This window comes from Agromyces sp. GXS1127 (assembly GCF_050565425.1).
In the GTDB taxonomy this organism is placed as follows: domain Bacteria; phylum Actinomycetota; class Actinomycetes; order Actinomycetales; family Microbacteriaceae; genus Agromyces.
The window spans coordinates 1-14,824 of the sequence record NZ_JBOCIG010000009.1; the positions used below are offsets into that span (position 1 = coordinate 1).

Below are 14,824 nucleotides of genomic sequence, written 5' to 3' on the forward strand. Positions count from 1 at the left end.
AGTTCGAGGTCATCATGAACACGCCAGCCGCACTGGCTGCGTGACTAAAAACTGTCACCTATCCGTGCAGCAGACCCAATCGCTTCCAGCTCAGCTGATAGTCGACCTTCCAGATAGCCGACGTCTGCCGATGTGAAGCCGTTCGTGGTGTCCCTCTTCACGAGAACGGCGCGGGACCAGTTTGGAACCTGGGAGTTCTTCGACTTGTGCTGGAGCACTCGGCCACGGAGGCCAGTACTCTTCCCCACGTAGACGCTACGAGTGCCATCGTCAGTCACTAGCAAGTAGACGCCTGGCGCGGTCCATTCTGCTTCCGACAGCCGGACGGCATCCCTCCGCGCGACATACGCGACGCGAATCGCATGCTCAGCAAAATCAGCAATGATCGGCGCCGTCGCGGATGACGGTACCTGGACATTGACCGCGGCGATGGCGCTCGTACTCATTGGATAATCATGACGCCGCATGAGTGAATATCGGCTCCGCCGGGATTGCCATGTTGGTGGATCTGGTCGGATCAGTGGGTCACCAACGGCTCAGACCGGCTTCCGGCGATCTTGTGGATGCGCTGCTGCACGCGAGACCGCGCACTGAGGCCCGCGCGGTAGTCGTCGCGTGCGCGAGCCCGCGATCGGCGCGATCCCGATCCGTCGCGACGACGAACTGCTCGCGCGCGTCATCCGTATCCGCCGCCACAAGGTGCACCTGGTTCACGTCTCGCCCGCGCGTCATCCCCACGTACACATTCGCCGCACCCATCGCATCGCCGACCAACGTGTGCGACACGTCAACCGTCATGCCTTGCACCCCGTGTGCCGTCGCGGCGTACGCGAGATGCGTGTGCCCGGCGACGTACTTGGCCGGCAGCCGTACCGATCGCGGCCGATGGCCAGCGGCAAGCTCCGTCGCCCACACGGCGCCATCCTCATCCACGCTCCGCACGACCCACATCTGCCGATTCGCCACCCGCAGCGCAGAGTCGTTCCGCCGCGTCTGAATCACGTCGCCTCGCCCGATGCTGATCCCGTCGCTCCCGATCACCGTGCGGCCGTCGTCGACATCGCCGGCTCGCACTCGCGCTTCACGTATCTGCGCGTTCAGCTCGCGCGCCTCGTCGTTCGTCGCAACGGTCATCGCGCAGCCCTCGCGCCATTCGCGCGCGAGCGCCTCGAGCTGCGCATCCGGGCTCTTATGGATCGCAACGAGGCCGAGCGCGCACAGCCGATCGAAGACCGCCTCCGGATGGTCCCCGCGCCGCATCTGCACAGTGAGTGCGGCGTACTCGGAGTCGACGAATCGGTGCACGGCTGTCAAGCGGTGCACGCGGGGGAGTAGTTGCGCCGCCATGTCGAGCACGCCCCCTCGGCCGACCGCCGCGAGCTGCGCCCGGTCGCCGATCAGAGCAACAGTGGCGGCCGCCTCGTCGGCAACGGTCAGCAACGCGAGCGCGGTGTCCTGATCGAGCATGCCCGCCTCGTCGACGACGATCCGCTCGCCGAGCGTGAGCCGAGCGGATGCCGCAGGGCCGGCGTACGCGGCACCCGTGTCGGGGTCGTGGTCGCCGATGGCGAGCCGCGTCCACACCCCATCGCGATTCCACCGCCACCCGTGCTCGTGCACGAGCTTGGCGACGCTGTCGGCCGCAACCGCGAGCTCCTGATGCGCAACGTCTGCCGCCTTCTTCGTCGGCGTGACCACGCGGGTCTTGCGCCGATATCTGGCGGCCGCCTCGATCGCGGCGGCGAGCATCGTCGTCTTCCCCGCCCCGGCCGCACCCTCCACGACCACGAGCGATTCAGCGGATGCCACGACCGCGGCCGCGCGCGCCTGTTCCGGGTCGAGTCGGAGTCGCTGTGCGATGCGCGATATGTCCGGCGTGCGTTGTAGAGGCCGCTCGGCACGGATGGTCAGCAGATCGCGCAGCCGGGTCTCGACGGCGATGACGTGCACGCTCGTGAGGTGTGGGACGTGCTCGGGATGCGGCCCATCGGGCGGCAGCACCGACAGGCAGTTCTCTTCGGCGAGTTGCGTGGTGACCGTCACGAATTCGCGCAGCGGCTTCGGATCAGCACGCACGCCGGCCTCGGTCAGGAGGTGCGCCACGTGCTCCTGGATGTCATGCACCGTCCACGTCGACGCGGCGGCCGCGCATCGATCGAGCGCGCGGGACGCGACATCCTGCACGCTCAGCTCATCGAGCGCGACGCATCGATCCGTCGGCACGCGCTCGACGTCAGGTCCATAGCCGGATGCCTTGAGCTCGCGTCGCCACGCATCCTCGCTGCCGAGCCGGGTCGGCTTTTTGTGCGGCCGCTCGTGATCCCAGGCCATGGCGATCAGTCGCGACATAGCGGCGGGCCCGGGTTCCTGATTCGGATGCGAGGCGCGCCAGTCCTTCTCGAACTGTGCCAGGTTGCGCGCAACCTGCTCGGCGCGCTTGCTCATCGCCGCGTTGAACGGCTGTAGTTCGGTGACCTCGGCCGTCACAGGATCGAGCGTGAGGCCATGCGCATCGAGCGCGGCCGCGAGCCGAGGGTGTGCCGCGATCACGGCTGTGCCGAGCGCGCGGATCGCGCCCTGCTGCCGGAACAGCGCCGCCGTGTCGAGACCTCGCGATGCGGCATCTGCCCACACTCGAGTGCCGATCTGGAAGTGGATGTGCCGGTGCGGGTCGCCGGCCCGCGAGGTCTTGTGCGAGACGGCGACCGTCTCGAGTTGCTCGACCGGCACCACCCGCTGCGCGCCGCGCGGACCGACACGGGTGACCGAGTGCTGGCCGAGCCAGGTGCGGATCTCGGCGACCGCGTCGCGCTGCGCCGCATCGAGGGCATCGGATACCTCGGAGTGCAGTGCCGCGGCGATCGACAGCGATTTCGGCGCGTTAACGACCATCTCGGCGATCCGCGGTGATCCGTGGCGAGCGCCGCCGGCATGCCGGGGCGTGCCCATCGACTCGCCGGTCAGCGGGTTGATCCAGTCGACCCACTGGGCGTACTGGTCGGGAGTGAGCACGCCTTCGCCGATCAGGTCGCCGTTGCCGTCGACGACGGAGTACTCGGCCAGCGCCGTGCCGCCCTCGAGGTAGTAGTCGTCGGCGCGGGAGCGATCGGACTCGAGGTACCGGCGCGCGTCGGCCCCGGAACCTCGGTACAGGATCACTCCACCGCGCATCGGCTTCCTCCGAGCTAACTCAGGTTCTTGCAACTATCTACGGTAGCATACGTCCATTCGGACTTGACGGGCCATTCCATGGGGACAGAACTTGCAACCAATCACTAGTGGGAGCTGGGCGATCTACTAACGTGTTGCCGAGCGCCAGTGCTCGCCGATGAAGTTGTGGAGGGTGCGTGACGGTCACCATTGACGGCAGCTCTGAGTTCAAGGAGTACCGCCTACTTTCCGCTGGCGAGCCTCTCCGTCAAGGCGATGTCCTCGAGTCTGTGGACACCGAAGTATCCAAGTGGCAACGAAGATTGCTCGTTCTTACTGCCGACTGTGACTTCGCTCACGGAAAACACCAAGGCCGGGTGACCTGCGTTCCCATCCTGGAGAGCCGCGACTATCTCCTTGAGTTTCAGCTCCCTTCCCTCCGCGCGAGCTACTCCAAGAAGCCGCTTGCTGCGATCCAGGCTCAACTGGCTCGGGCAGGCTCCAGTGGAGTCACAACGGATCGGCTCATTGAGTGGATCGGCGAGCAAACGACTACCGAAGTCGTGGCCGGCCTTGGCGTTGCTACGGCCAGTGTTGACGAGATGTCGGCCCACATCGATGCGCTGAGGACTCTGTACTCGTCCTACCCTGCACTGGATGCAGGAATCGCAGCTTTCGCCACCGCAATTGAGAAGACCGGACTCGCAAAGTCGAGGGACGAAGCGCTGGCGCGGGTGAGGAACGACCTTCGCACGCGCTTCAACAGCCTCCCGGGCGACGCGATGTTTCTCGGCTCCGTAGGTCCGGGAAACTCGGACGGCTACTGCGCGTACTTGCGGCACATCGAACAAGTATGGGAAGCAGACGTCGCGATTGCTCCAACGCGGTCTGCAGTTACTCATCGACGGCTGGCGCGACTTGAGGACCGATTCACGGTTGCAGTGGCGCAACAGTTTGGAATGGTCTTCATGTCAATCGGCCTGCCGGCTAGGTATGACGAAGGCCGGAAGCGGCACGGCGAGAAGCTTGGCGAAGGGATCCTTTGATGTTGCACATTACGACTTCTCGAGCGCTCCGGGAGCTAGCGACAGGAATCTCGGCAGAGACCATTTCGACATCCGCTGTGCTTTTCTCCGAGCAGTACGGCGACGTGGTTGTAGTTCTTACGAATGAAGATGCGGTTGACTCGCCTCGAGTTGTAATCGAATCAGGAGGATCCGACCTCTTGTCATTCGTTCCTCGTCATCTTTGGGGGCGCCGCGGCGAGATGCTCAGTCGGATGGCGTCTGCCGCAGACCGCGCCCGGACCTTTCCCGTGACGTTTCCGCGGGGATGGAATCTGTTCAAGCGGGACAACCTGCTCTCTTTCTTTGCGGTACCTCGCTCCGATGATAATTCAACTCGTTGGATCGCCGAGATCGGTGCTCCAAAGTCAAACGACTTCATCTTCCGTAAGCTCACCTCCGCGGCATCGGAAACGAACTTGGACGATTTCGCCGCGGAGCGTCGACCGCTCCCGAGTATCGAAGGCCACTGGACACGAGCGCTGGAAGCGGCGGAACAGCACTTTGCCTTGGCTAAGCGGCCCCCTCTCGCTGACATTGAGATTGACCTTCCGCCGCTCGTTCCCGGCCCGGATCGGGCCCGCAGCTACGAGCAGTGGCTTGAGGCGGTGAGCGCTGATCAACGGGCCTTCATTGAAGCCGACACTGGTCAGGCAATTCGATTGCGGGGACCCGCCGGATCAGGCAAGACCCTTGCGATCACCCTCAAGGCAATCAGGGAGGCGATCCGGGCAGGAGACTCGGGGACCGACGCGGCCATCCTTGTCGTTACACACAGTTGGGCGCTGGCCGCTCAAATCTCCGATGCTGTTGATCTGCTCGGCGCAGGTCGAAACCTACGCATTGATGTCCTGCCGCTACTCGAAGTTGCCGAGAGCATTCTGCCTAGCGAACGGCGGGACCCGAGTGGCCTCGTTCTGATCGGTGATGACAGCTTTAGTGGAAAGCTGGCACAGCTGCGACAGATCCTTGAGGTGCTGGACGATTTCCGTCAAGGTGAATGGATAACGTTCCGAAGCCAAGCAAGCGCGAGCCTTCGAGAGCGCTTGGATGCAGAAGACGACGAGGCGCGGTTCGCGCTTGCCTGGGACCTCCTTATCGAGTTCGGTTCGGTGATAGGCGCGTCGGGCATCTTCCCCGGGGCGGGCGCCGAGCTCCGATACATGCAGCACTCACGTGCGCAATGGATGCTTCCCCTTGAAGCGCCGGGCGATCTTCGCATTGTGTATCGGGTCTACATGAAGTACATGGCGGCGCTCGATGATCGCTCTCTGATGACCTCCGATCAGCTACTCGCGGACTTCTTGAACTACCTCGAGACACATGCGTGGAACCGCCAGCGTCGACTGGAAGGCTGGGATTTGGTCTTCGTTGACGAGTTTCACCTGTTTAACCCGCTCGAACGCGAGGTCCTGCATTTCCTCAACCGCGACGTCTCGACCTTTCCGCGGGTCTTCATGGCGTTCGATCCTCGTCAATCCCCATCGCAGGCTTTCATCGGTGGGGCAGCTGACGATACGCGCTCAACGGCACCGCAGTTGCAGGACGGTGGGGAGGACGTTCGCAATCTTGAACTGACGACCGTGCACCGATTCACGCCGCAGATCCTGGAGCTCATCAAGCACGTTCATCTTGCATTTCCGACCCTTGACCTTGGGCACGACTGGGACATCGACTTCGCGGCCGTGGAGTCTGCCTCAGAGGATGGGCCTCGGCCAATTTCTTTCACGGCGACGTCCCGCGAGGGCGAGGAGATCGACATTTTCAACTCGATGCAGGAGGTGTACACCAAGGGGCGGGTCGCTCTGGCGGTGGTCGATGCGCGCCAATGGCGGCGATACGACGAGCTTGCAGCACGCATCGCGAGTTCAGGGAAGTACCATGTGACGACAATCACCGGGCGGACTGACATCGAAGGACTCGGTTACCGGAACAAGGGCTTGGTTGTTGCTCAGGCTGAGTATCTCGCCGGACTTCAGTTCGAGACCGTGCTTGTGGCTGGCATGCCCGCGCTGGTTCATGGTGCTGTCAGTGCCAACGACAAGACACGTATTCTGTCGGCCCTCTACCTCGCAATTAGTCGTGCTGAATCGCAGGTTCGGTTGTTCTCGAACGAAGAGGACGGTGGCGCCGCGGAGGTTATCGACTCAGCAATCTCTCGAGGCATCGTGGTTCGGCGTGCGGGAAGCACCTCGTAGGCCCTCTCCCTTGTGCATCACCACTTGCGAGCGATTCGCTGAGTTCATCCCGCCCGGCCGCGCCGCCCTGGCGGCAGCAACCGTCGTTCGCGGGCCTTCGTGATCCAGCCCTGGGCCGTCGACAGCGCGACGCCGTTGATCTGCGCCATGCTCGCGCTCGGGTTGGCGTCGCCCTGCTGCGTGAGCCGGCCGTGCTGCAGGGCGACCCGTTCGTAGAAGTCGGGCACCTTCTTCGGGTCGCCGAGTGGCTTGAGCAGGTCGCGCTCGCTGACCTTGCGCCCTGAGGGCAGCACGATCTTGCCGCCGGTGATCGTCTCGGTGCGCTTCATCGCGAAGAGGCGCTTGTTGATCGCAGCCTCGATGCGTGCGGTCGGGAGCTCGCGCAGGAGCTGGCTCGTGATCGGATCGCCCGGGCGCCAGGGGAGGTAGATCACGCCCGTTATGCGGACCTCCTCGGGCACGGCGAACAGCTGCCGCTGCAGGCGGATCATCACGCGAGTCTGCGTGGCCTCGTGCTCGAGGTATCGCCAGCCTCCGTCGATCGTCTCGTTCTGGTCGGACTCCTGCTGCCCTTGAACTTCTTCCTCGGTATTCGCCCAGTCGTTGTAGCCGAGGAGTTCATCGATCTGCGCGCTCGCGTCGTCGCTCCGCTCGCCGGGGAAGCGGTTCGGGAGGTGCCACCCGTCGGGCAGGTCGGTCGCTTCGAGCAGTCCGTCTTGCGACTGGTTCGCCCATGGGGACGGTTCGGGAAGGCCCATGGCTCGAGTCTAGCCACCCAACTCAGGTACTTGCCGAAACCCGTGACGCGTGATAATCTCAGGTACTTGCAAATAGCCGCGTGTGGATCGGCATGCATGAGATGCCAGCCGGCGGCCGATGAGTCGAGGGGGAGCGTCATGGCCGACACCGCGTGGAGGGTCGAGTACCTGAGCCGAGTCGAGGCGGCCGAACGGTGTCGCATCCCGGTCTCGAGCTTCGACAAGCTGCGCCACGACGGACTCATCCCCGAGCCCGACGCGCGCATGGGCAAGCACCTGCTCTGGAGCACCGACACGATCGACGAGCTGCTCGCGCGGGGTGGAACGGAACACTGATGGCCGGGCGGCCGACGAAGGACACCCCGTCACGGGTCGATCCGCGCACCGGTCGGCCGCTGCCCGAGGGCATTCGCTGGCGAGCCGACCGGCAGCGCTACCAGATCCGGGTCGTCGGCCCGAGCGTCGAGGGCGGCGCCGCCGAGCGCTCTCGAACCTTTCTGACGCTCGCTGAGGCCAAGCGTGAGCTGGCGAAGATGGTCGCCGGCCGCAACCCGAACGGGTCGATGACGCTGGACCAGTGGCATGAGAAGTACTGGCCAGCGATCGAGGCATCCGTCCGACCGGCCACGGCCCGCAGCTACGGCGTCGCCTGGCGAATTCGCGTGAGGCCGAGCCTCGGCCGTCATCGGCTCGAGGACATCACCTCGCCGATGATCGAGTCGGCGATGGTCGCGTGGTCGGGCGGGGCATCGGCCAAGAACGACGCTCTTGCGGTGCTCTCGCGGCTGCTCGACGGTGCCCGCCGCTCTCGGTTCATCGACTACAACCCGGCGCGCGAGGTGAAGCGGCCGAGCATGCGCGAGTCGATTTCGCCAGTCTCACGTGCGCTGACCCTCGACCAGATCCGCATCATGCTCGAGTTGGTGCCCGATGGAGTCTACCGCCGCTACCTCGCGGCGCTGGTGTACACCGGCATGCGAGCGGGGGAGGCCACCGCTCTTCGGGTCGGCGACGTCGACTTCGGCCGCGGTGTCATCCGTGTCAGTCGGTCGTTGAGCCCCGGCATGCGCGGCGAGCTCATCGAGCAATCGCCCAAGAGTCACAAATCGCGGGACGTCCCGCTGATCGACGCGCTGCGCCCGTATGCCGAGGCTGCAGCACGGGGAAAGCGTGAGAGCGCCTTGCTCTTCGACGGGGTCGACGGCGGACGCCTCACGAGCCACAACGTGCGCCGAGCCGTCGACTGGGACGAGCTGCGGGTCGCGATCGGCAAACCCGACCTGCGCATCCATGACCTGCGCCACACGTTCGCGACGATCCTCTTCGACGCCGGCGCGAGTGCACCCGACGTGCAAGCGACGCTCGGCCACTCGAGCCTCCAGGTCACCGAGCGCTACTCGCGCGCTCGCGAGGGTGTCGCCCTCCGCACTGGCGCGGCCCTGAATGCGGCGCTCGGAGCCGAAGATCGTGATCACAGCGGCGAGCCACGAATGGCACAGAAGCGAGCCCTGCGCCGGGGTTAATGGCACAACAATGGCACACGCTCACCGCGCGCCTGACCCTACCGTCTCCTGAAACGACGAAACCCCCGGTCGCCCGGGGGTTTCACTTGTGGCTCCGACCGGCATCGATCCGGTGACCTTTCGATTTTCAGTCGAACGCTCTACCAACTGAGCTACAGAGCCTCGGGGTGCCGAAACACCTCGATGATAAGGAGAAAGCCCCTTCTCTCGAAAGGGAAAGGGCTTGTCGCCTGAGCGACCCTGACGGGACTTGAACCCGCGACCTCCGCCGTGACAGGGCGGCACGCTAACCAACTGCGCCACAGGGCCTCGTAAAGAAGCTGTTCAATTGTAAACCCATCGTCTGGGTGACCCCAACGGGATTCGAACCCGTGCTGCCGCCGTGAAAGGGCGGTGTCCTAGGCCGCTAAACGATGGGGCCGGAAGGTCGTGCCCCGGGGGCTCGACCGCCGAGAAGAAAGCATACGCATACCTCGGCCAGAATCCAAAACGAGCCGGGGAAGACGCGCCACGCGCGGCGGAAATGCCCGATCCGCGGTCGATCCGAACCTAGTGTGACAGGGCCACTGCCCGCACGCCGGGCAGGCGAGCGCGGTGCTGGCCGGCCCGCGCGGATGGGGAATCATGTCGCGAACCACTGGACGCCGAGCCCCCTGGGGGTCGCGCATGCGCGCGCTCGCGGGCGCGCTCGTGATCGTGTTCGCCGCGACCGCCGGCGTGGTCGCGAACCCCGTCGCCGCGACCGCCGCCGACTACCCCACGTGGGACGAGGTGCAGAAGGCCAAGGCGAACACGAAGGCCGCCGCGCAGGCGGTCGACGAGATCATCGGGCTCATCGCCGACCTCGAGGCGAACGTCGAGGCGGCGCGCGCCGAGGCGCAGCGCCGGACCGAGGAGCTCCTCGTCGCGCAGCAGGAGTACGACGACGCCGTCCGCCGGGCCGACGAGATCCAGGCGCAGGCCGACGAGGCGAAGGCGGAGGCCGACGAGGCGGAGCAGAACGCCGGCCAGCTCGCGGCCCAGCTCTACCGGACGGGCGGGTCCGACCTCGGCGTCAACCTGATGTTCGACGCAGGCGATGCGGCGCGCACCGACGAGCTGCTCGCGAAGCTCGGCTCGATGGAGAAGCTCGTCGAGCGCACCGCCGACATCTACGAGCAGGCGAAGGAGGCGGGCAACACGGCCCAGTCGCTCGCCGACCAGGCGGAGGTGGCCCGCGCGGAGCGCGAGAAGCTGCGCGTCGCCGCGGAGCAGGCGCTCGCCGCGGCGCAGGCGGCGCAGGCCGCCGCCGAGGAGGCGCTGGCCGAGTCCGAGCAGAAGAAGATCGAGCTCGACCAGCAGCTCAAGTTCCTGAAGGACAAGGAGGCGAAGACCGCCGCCGCCTACCAGGAGGGCGAGCGCAAGCGCAAGGAAGAGGAGGAGCGTCGACGTCGTGAGGCGGCCGCGCGGGCGGCGGCGGCAGCGGCAGCGGCCGCGGCGGCAGCGGCGGCAGCGGCGGCCGCGGCGGGCGGCGGAGGCGGCGGAGGCGGCGGAGGCGGCGGAGGCGGCGGCGGTGGCCAGACCGTCTCGTCCGGCTGGTCGAAGCCCGCCTACGGCTGGATCTCCGGCAGCTACGGCCCCCGCCAGGTGATCTGCAGCGGCGGCTACTGCTCGAACTCGTTCCACTACGCGACCGACCTCGCCACCGGCTGCTCCGCGCCCATCTACGCGGCGAACTCGGGCACCGTCGTCTACGCCGGCTGGTCGGGCAGCTACGGCAACTTCATCAAGATCGACCACGGCGGCGGCATCTCGACCGGCTACGCGCACATCCGCGAGGGCGGCCTGTTCGTCGGCTACGGCCAGCGGGTGAACTCGGGCCAGGTGATCGCGTCGAGCGGCACGACAGGTGCGTCCACCGGATGCCACCTGCACTTCGAGGTGTACAGCGGCTGGAGCCGCATCGACCCGGTGCCGTTCATGGCGGCCCGCGGCATCTACCTCGGCTGACTCCGGCCGGGCGGCCGCGCGGCCGGACTCAGCCGCGGCGAGACGCGACGAAGGGGGCGAGCCGTCAGGCTCGCCCCCTTCGCTGCGTGCAACGGATGCCGCGGCATCCGCCCGATCGTCAGTGGCCCGGGTACGCCTCGATCGCCTTCGCGATGAGCGACTCGGCCTCGGCGGCGTTCGCCCAGCCCTCGGTCCTGACCCACTTGCCGGGCTCGAGGTCCTTGTAGTGCTCGAAGAAGTGCTCGATCTCCTTGCGGGTGTACTCGGGGATGTCGTCGACGTCCTGGATGGAGTTCCAACGCGGGTCGCCCGCGGGCACCGCGAGGACCTTCGCGTCGCCGCCGCCGTCGTCGGTCATGTTGAAGACGCCCACCGGGCGCACCGTCACGCCGACGCCGGGGAAGAGCGGGTACTGGGTGAGCACGAGCACGTCGAGCGGGTCGCCGTCGTCGCCGAGCGTGTTCTCGAAGAAGCCGTAGTCGGTCGGGTAGACGAAGTTCGTGTAGAGCACGCGGTCGAGGAACACCCGGCCGGTCTCGTGGTCGACCTCGTACTTGTTGCGGCTCCCCTTGGGGATCTCGATGACGGCGGCGTACTCGCCCATGTGCTCTCCTCGTTTCGGATGGTGGAGTCTCGAAGGTCTCGCGGGCCGTGACGGCTCCGGCGCCGATGCGCGCCCGATGGGCGCCGCTTTCGACGGAATAAGGTTACGTGATGCCCCACGAGCGCCGTCCCCGCCTGACGCCGCCGATCGCCGACGTGCGACGCGCGGTGCGCGGGGCGCTCGTCTCGCGCGGTCTCGATGCGCCGCGGGCGGCCGCGCGACCACCGCTGCTCCTCGTCGCGCTGTCGGGCGGTCCCGACTCGCTCGCGCTCGCCGCGGCCGCCGCGTTCGAGGCCCCGAGGGCCGGATGGCGCGCCGGCGCGATCGTCGTCGACCACGGGCTTCAGCCGGGTTCGTCGGAGCAGGCGGATGCCGCGGCATCCGTCGCCCGCGACCTCGGCCTCGACCCGGTGCTCGTCGAGCGGGTCGAGGCGGGCGCCGCACCCGGTGGCGAGGGTCCGGAGGGCGCCGCGCGCGCCGCCAGGTACGCCGCCCTGGACGCCGCCGCACGCGCGACCGGGGCCGAGGTCGTGCTCCTCGGCCACACGCTCGACGACCAGGCCGAGACGGTGCTGCTCGGGCTCGCGCGCGGGTCGGGGTCGGCGAGCCTCGGCGGCATGGCCGCCCGCTCGGGACGGTACGCGCGGCCCCTGCTCGGCATCCGTCGAGCGACGACCCGCCAGGCGTGCCTCGACGCGGGCCTCGCGCCGTGGGACGACCCGCACAACGCCGATCCCGCGTACGCGCGCGTGCGTGTGCGGGAACGCGTGCTGCCCGTGCTCGAGGCCGAGCTCGGTCCCGGCGTCGCCGAGGCGCTCGCGCGCACCGCCGAGCAGCTCCGCGAGGACGAGCAGGCGTTCGCCGACCAGATCGAGGAGTTCATCGAGGAGATCTGCGAACCCGCCGAGGCGGGCATCGCGATCTCGTCGGCCGCGCTCGCCGCGAACCCGGCCGCGCTGCGGCAGCGCGTCATCCGCCACGTCGTGGACAGCGAGTTCGGGGTGTCGCTGAGCCGCGTCCAGACGCTCGAGGTGGCCCGACTCGTCACCGACTGGCACGGGCAGGGGCCGATCGACCTGCCCCGCGGCATCCGGGCCACCCGCGCCGGCGCGCACGTGGTGCTCTCGACGACGGGCTCTACCGAGGTGCTGCCGCACGATCACTGACTCGCGGCGTAGGCTCGTGGCATCCGTTCGCCCAGACGCACGCAGGAGGACCTCGGGATGGATTCGCGCGAGATCGACGCCGACCTGACGGAAGTGCTCGTGACCGAGCAGCAGATCCACGACAAGCTCGCCGAACTCGCCCGACGCATCGAGGCGGACTACGAGGGGAAGGACCTGCTCCTCGTCGGCGTGCTGAAGGGCGCGGTCATGGTCATGGCCGACCTCGCCCGCGAGCTGCGCACGCACGCGACCATGGACTGGATGGCGGTGTCCTCGTACGGCGCGGGCACCCAGTCCTCGGGCGTGGTGAAGATCTTGAAGGACCTCGACTCCGACCTCTCCGGCCGGCACGTGCTCATCGTCGAGGACATCATCGACTCGGGCCTGACGCTCAGCTGGCTCACCGGCAACCTCGCCTCGCGCGGCGCGGCCTCGATCGAGATCTGCGCGCTGCTGCGCAAACCGGATGCCGCCAAGGTCGAGATCGACGTGAAGTACCTCGGGTTCGACATCCCGAACCAGTTCGTCGTCGGCTACGGGCTCGACTTCGCTGAGCGGTACCGCAACCTGCGGGACGTCGCGATCCTCGCGCCGCACGTGTACAGCTGAGGCCCGGCCGGCGCGCCGATCGGAGTCGCCGATGACTCAGCCCGGACGCCGGACCAGGCTCGCGGACGCGGGAGCCGCCTTCGCGAGCAACTGGCGCAACGCCGACCTGCGTCGCGCCCAGCTGAGCTTCCTCGGCGCCTGGACCGCGGAGTGGGCGTTCACCGTTGCGCTCGGCATCGTCGCGTACCGCGACGGCGGGGCCGCGGCCGTCGGCCTCGTCGGGCTGCTCCGGATGCTGCCGTCCGCGCTCCTCGCGCCGCTGCTCTCGCCCATCGCCGATCGGGGACGCCGGGAACGCGTCCTCATCCTCGTCTCCGGGGTACGCGGCGCCGCGACCCTGGGTGCGGGCATCGTCGTCGCGGTCGCCGGTCCGGCGGCGCTCGTCTACGCGCTCGCGGTCGTGTCGACGATCGCCGCGACCCTCTACCGGCCCGCGCACTCGGCCCTGCTGCCCTCGCTCTGCCGGACGGGGTACGAGCTCGCGAGCGCCAACATGGTGCGTGGCCTCCTCGACTCGGCGGCCACGGTCATCGGACCGCTGCTCGCGGCCGTCCTCCTCGGGTTCGCCGGGGTCGACGTCGTGTTCGGCGTCGCCGCCGCCGCGTCGTTCGCGGCCGCCGTACTGCTCGTCGGGCTCCGGTACGACGCCCCGCCGCGGCCTCCGGCACCGGGGCGTCCGAACATCGGCCGTGAGGCGATGGACGGGCTCCGCGTCGTCGGCCGCGACCGCGACCTCCTCCTGATCCTCGGGCTCGCCGCGGCGCAGTCGCTCACCCGCGGGGCCCTGACGGTGCTCTCGGTCGTGGTCGCGATCGAGCTCATCGGGACCGGGGAGCCCGGCGTCGGCGCGCTCATGACGGCGGTCGGGGTCGGCGCCGTGCTCGGCTCGCTCGCGGCCTCGCTGCTCATCGGGACGGGGCGCCTCGGCGCGTGGTTCGCCGTGGGGGTGGGGCTGTGGGGGCTGCCGATCGCGCTCGTCGGCGTCTTCCCCCAGCAGGCGCTCGCCCTCGTGCTGCTCTCGTTCGTCGGCGTCGGCAACGCCCTCATCGACATCACCGGATTCACGCTCATCGGCCGCATCGCGCCCGACGAGGTGCTCGGCCGCGTGTTCGGCGTGCTCGAGAGCACCGTCGCGATCTTCGTCGGCATCGGCGGCGTCGTCGCGTCGGCCCTGATCGGATGGCTCGGCATCCAGCCGGCCCTCATCGCGATCGGTCTCCTGTGCCCCGTGCTCGCGGCGTCCTCCTGGTGGCGCCTGCGGCGGCTCGACGGGGTCGTGGCCGCGCTCGACCGCGAGATCGCGCTGCTGCGCCGCGTCGACATGCTCTGCATGCTGCCCCTCCCGTCGGTCGAGCAGCTCGCGCGCGGCCTCGAGCCCGTCTCCGTGGCATCCGGCACCACCGTCTTCGCGCAGGGCGACCCCGGCGACCGGTACTACGTCATCGAGTCGGGCGAGGTCGACGTCGTCCACGACGGACGTCGCGTGGCGGAGCTCGGGCCGGGGGAGGGCTTCGGCGAGATCGCGCTCCTGCGCCCGACCGGACGGATGGCGACGGTGGTCGCCCGCAGCGACCTCCGCCTGCACGCGCTCGCCTCCGACCGGTTCCTGCCGGTCGTGATGGGGTACACGCCGAGCGCGGCCGAGGCGACGGCGACGGTCGACGGCATCCTTTCGCAGTACGAACCGGGGGAGCGGGCGGAGGAGGACTGAGCGCTGCGCGCTCTCAGCGGCTGTGCCCATGGTCCGCTTCGCGCGCTGCGCG

At 68.0% G+C, this 14,824-nt stretch carries 11 protein-coding genes and 3 tRNA genes; 8 read left to right on the plus strand and 6 right to left on the minus strand.

Annotation, left to right across the window (positions count from 1 at the left end; translation table 11 throughout):
* Positions 1 to 525 precede the first annotated feature (525 nt).
* Entirely contained in the window at positions 526 to 3,159 is a 2,634-nt protein-coding gene (mobF, locus tag ACQ393_RS15470; protein ID WP_430647770.1) for a MobF family relaxase, read from the minus strand.
* A gap of 188 nt (positions 3,160 to 3,347) precedes the next feature.
* Here mobF and ACQ393_RS15475 point away from each other — a divergent pair, with 188 nt between their 5' ends.
* Together ACQ393_RS15475 and ACQ393_RS15480 are read left to right on the plus strand one after the other, a co-directional pair.
* Positions 3,348 to 4,196: a hypothetical protein gene (locus tag ACQ393_RS15475; protein WP_430647771.1), complete on the plus strand. Its 849-nt coding sequence runs from the start codon at positions 3,348 to 3,350 to the stop codon at positions 4,194 to 4,196.
* Between the two features lie 233 nt (positions 4,197 to 4,429).
* A complete protein-coding gene (locus ACQ393_RS15480) occupies positions 4,430 to 6,412 on the plus strand; it encodes a UvrD-helicase domain-containing protein (RefSeq protein ID WP_430647772.1) in 1,983 nt (660 codons plus the stop codon).
* 44 nt (positions 6,413 to 6,456) lie between these two features.
* Here the strand turns inward: ACQ393_RS15480 and ACQ393_RS15485 are convergent, their stop codons facing one another.
* A complete protein-coding gene (locus ACQ393_RS15485; protein ID WP_430647773.1) occupies positions 6,457 to 7,170 on the minus strand; it encodes a hypothetical protein in 714 nt (237 codons plus the stop codon).
* A 138-nt stretch (positions 7,171 to 7,308) separates the two neighbouring features.
* Here ACQ393_RS15485 and ACQ393_RS15490 point away from each other — a divergent pair, with 138 nt between their 5' ends.
* Together ACQ393_RS15490 and ACQ393_RS15495 are read left to right on the plus strand one after the other, a co-directional pair.
* The gene (locus tag ACQ393_RS15490) at positions 7,309 to 7,506 is read left to right on the plus strand and encodes a hypothetical protein (RefSeq protein ID WP_386898437.1); all 198 of its coding nucleotides are present in this window, start codon (positions 7,309 to 7,311) and stop codon (positions 7,504 to 7,506) included.
* Positions 7,506 to 8,693, plus strand: a complete 1,188-nt coding sequence (locus ACQ393_RS15495; RefSeq protein ID WP_430647775.1) for a tyrosine-type recombinase/integrase — start codon at positions 7,506 to 7,508, stop codon at positions 8,691 to 8,693. The genes ACQ393_RS15490 and ACQ393_RS15495 overlap by 1 nt, the downstream gene beginning before the upstream one ends.
* 89 nt (positions 8,694 to 8,782) lie before the next feature.
* Here the strand turns inward: ACQ393_RS15495 and ACQ393_RS15500 are convergent.
* The 3 genes from ACQ393_RS15500 to ACQ393_RS15510 form a co-directional block, all read right to left on the minus strand.
* A tRNA-Phe gene (locus tag ACQ393_RS15500) sits at positions 8,783 to 8,855 on the minus strand.
* Positions 8,856 to 8,928: 73 nt separating this feature from the next.
* Positions 8,929 to 9,002 (minus strand) — tRNA-Asp (locus tag ACQ393_RS15505).
* Positions 9,003 to 9,041: 39 nt separating this feature from the next.
* A tRNA-Glu gene (locus ACQ393_RS15510) sits at positions 9,042 to 9,114 on the minus strand.
* Positions 9,115 to 9,359: 245 nt separating this feature from the next.
* Between ACQ393_RS15510 and ACQ393_RS15515 the strand changes: the two genes are divergently transcribed.
* Positions 9,360 to 10,682, plus strand: a complete 1,323-nt coding sequence (locus tag ACQ393_RS15515; protein WP_430647776.1) for a peptidoglycan DD-metalloendopeptidase family protein — start codon at positions 9,360 to 9,362, stop codon at positions 10,680 to 10,682.
* A gap of 118 nt (positions 10,683 to 10,800) precedes the next feature.
* Here ACQ393_RS15515 and ppa read toward each other — a convergent pair whose 3' ends face one another.
* Positions 10,801 to 11,286, minus strand: a complete 486-nt coding sequence (ppa, locus tag ACQ393_RS15520; protein ID WP_430647777.1) for an inorganic diphosphatase — start codon at positions 11,284 to 11,286, stop codon at positions 10,801 to 10,803.
* Positions 11,287 to 11,396: 110 nt separating this feature from the next.
* On the opposite strand from ppa, the gene tilS reads away from it, so the two are divergent.
* From tilS to ACQ393_RS15535, 3 genes are read left to right on the plus strand one after another with little or no spacing between them, the layout of a single operon-like run.
* Complete coding sequence (gene tilS, locus ACQ393_RS15525) at positions 11,397 to 12,452, plus strand: tRNA lysidine(34) synthetase TilS (protein ID WP_430647778.1); 1,056 nt, start codon at positions 11,397 to 11,399, stop codon at positions 12,450 to 12,452.
* A gap of 57 nt (positions 12,453 to 12,509) precedes the next feature.
* A complete protein-coding gene (hpt, locus tag ACQ393_RS15530) occupies positions 12,510 to 13,061 on the plus strand; it encodes a hypoxanthine phosphoribosyltransferase (protein ID WP_430647779.1) in 552 nt (183 codons plus the stop codon).
* A 31-nt stretch (positions 13,062 to 13,092) separates the two neighbouring features.
* Entirely contained in the window at positions 13,093 to 14,772 is a 1,680-nt protein-coding gene (locus tag ACQ393_RS15535) for an MFS transporter (RefSeq protein WP_430647780.1), read from the plus strand.
* Positions 14,773 to 14,824: the final 52 nt, after the last annotated feature.

Bases quoted from the DNA above. Each gene is read 5' to 3' on its own strand.
- ACQ393_RS15535 (WP_430647780.1), top strand. From the start codon at position 13,093: ATGACTCAGCCCGGACGCCGGACCAGGCTCGCGGACGCGGGAGCCGCC.
- ACQ393_RS15485 (WP_430647773.1), bottom strand. From the start codon at position 7,170: ATGGGCCTTCCCGAACCGTCCCCATGGGCGAACCAGTCGCAAGACGGA.
- ACQ393_RS15515 (WP_430647776.1), top strand. From the start codon at position 9,360: ATGCGCGCGCTCGCGGGCGCGCTCGTGATCGTGTTCGCCGCGACCGCC.
- ACQ393_RS15495 (WP_430647775.1), top strand. From the start codon at position 7,506: ATGGCCGGGCGGCCGACGAAGGACACCCCGTCACGGGTCGATCCGCGC.
- tilS (WP_430647778.1), top strand. From the start codon at position 11,397: ATGCCCCACGAGCGCCGTCCCCGCCTGACGCCGCCGATCGCCGACGTG.
- hpt (WP_430647779.1), top strand. From the start codon at position 12,510: ATGGATTCGCGCGAGATCGACGCCGACCTGACGGAAGTGCTCGTGACC.
- ACQ393_RS15480 (WP_430647772.1), top strand. From the start codon at position 4,430: ATGGCGTCTGCCGCAGACCGCGCCCGGACCTTTCCCGTGACGTTTCCG.
- ppa (WP_430647777.1), bottom strand. From the start codon at position 11,286: ATGGGCGAGTACGCCGCCGTCATCGAGATCCCCAAGGGGAGCCGCAAC.
- ACQ393_RS15490 (WP_386898437.1), top strand. From the start codon at position 7,309: ATGGCCGACACCGCGTGGAGGGTCGAGTACCTGAGCCGAGTCGAGGCG.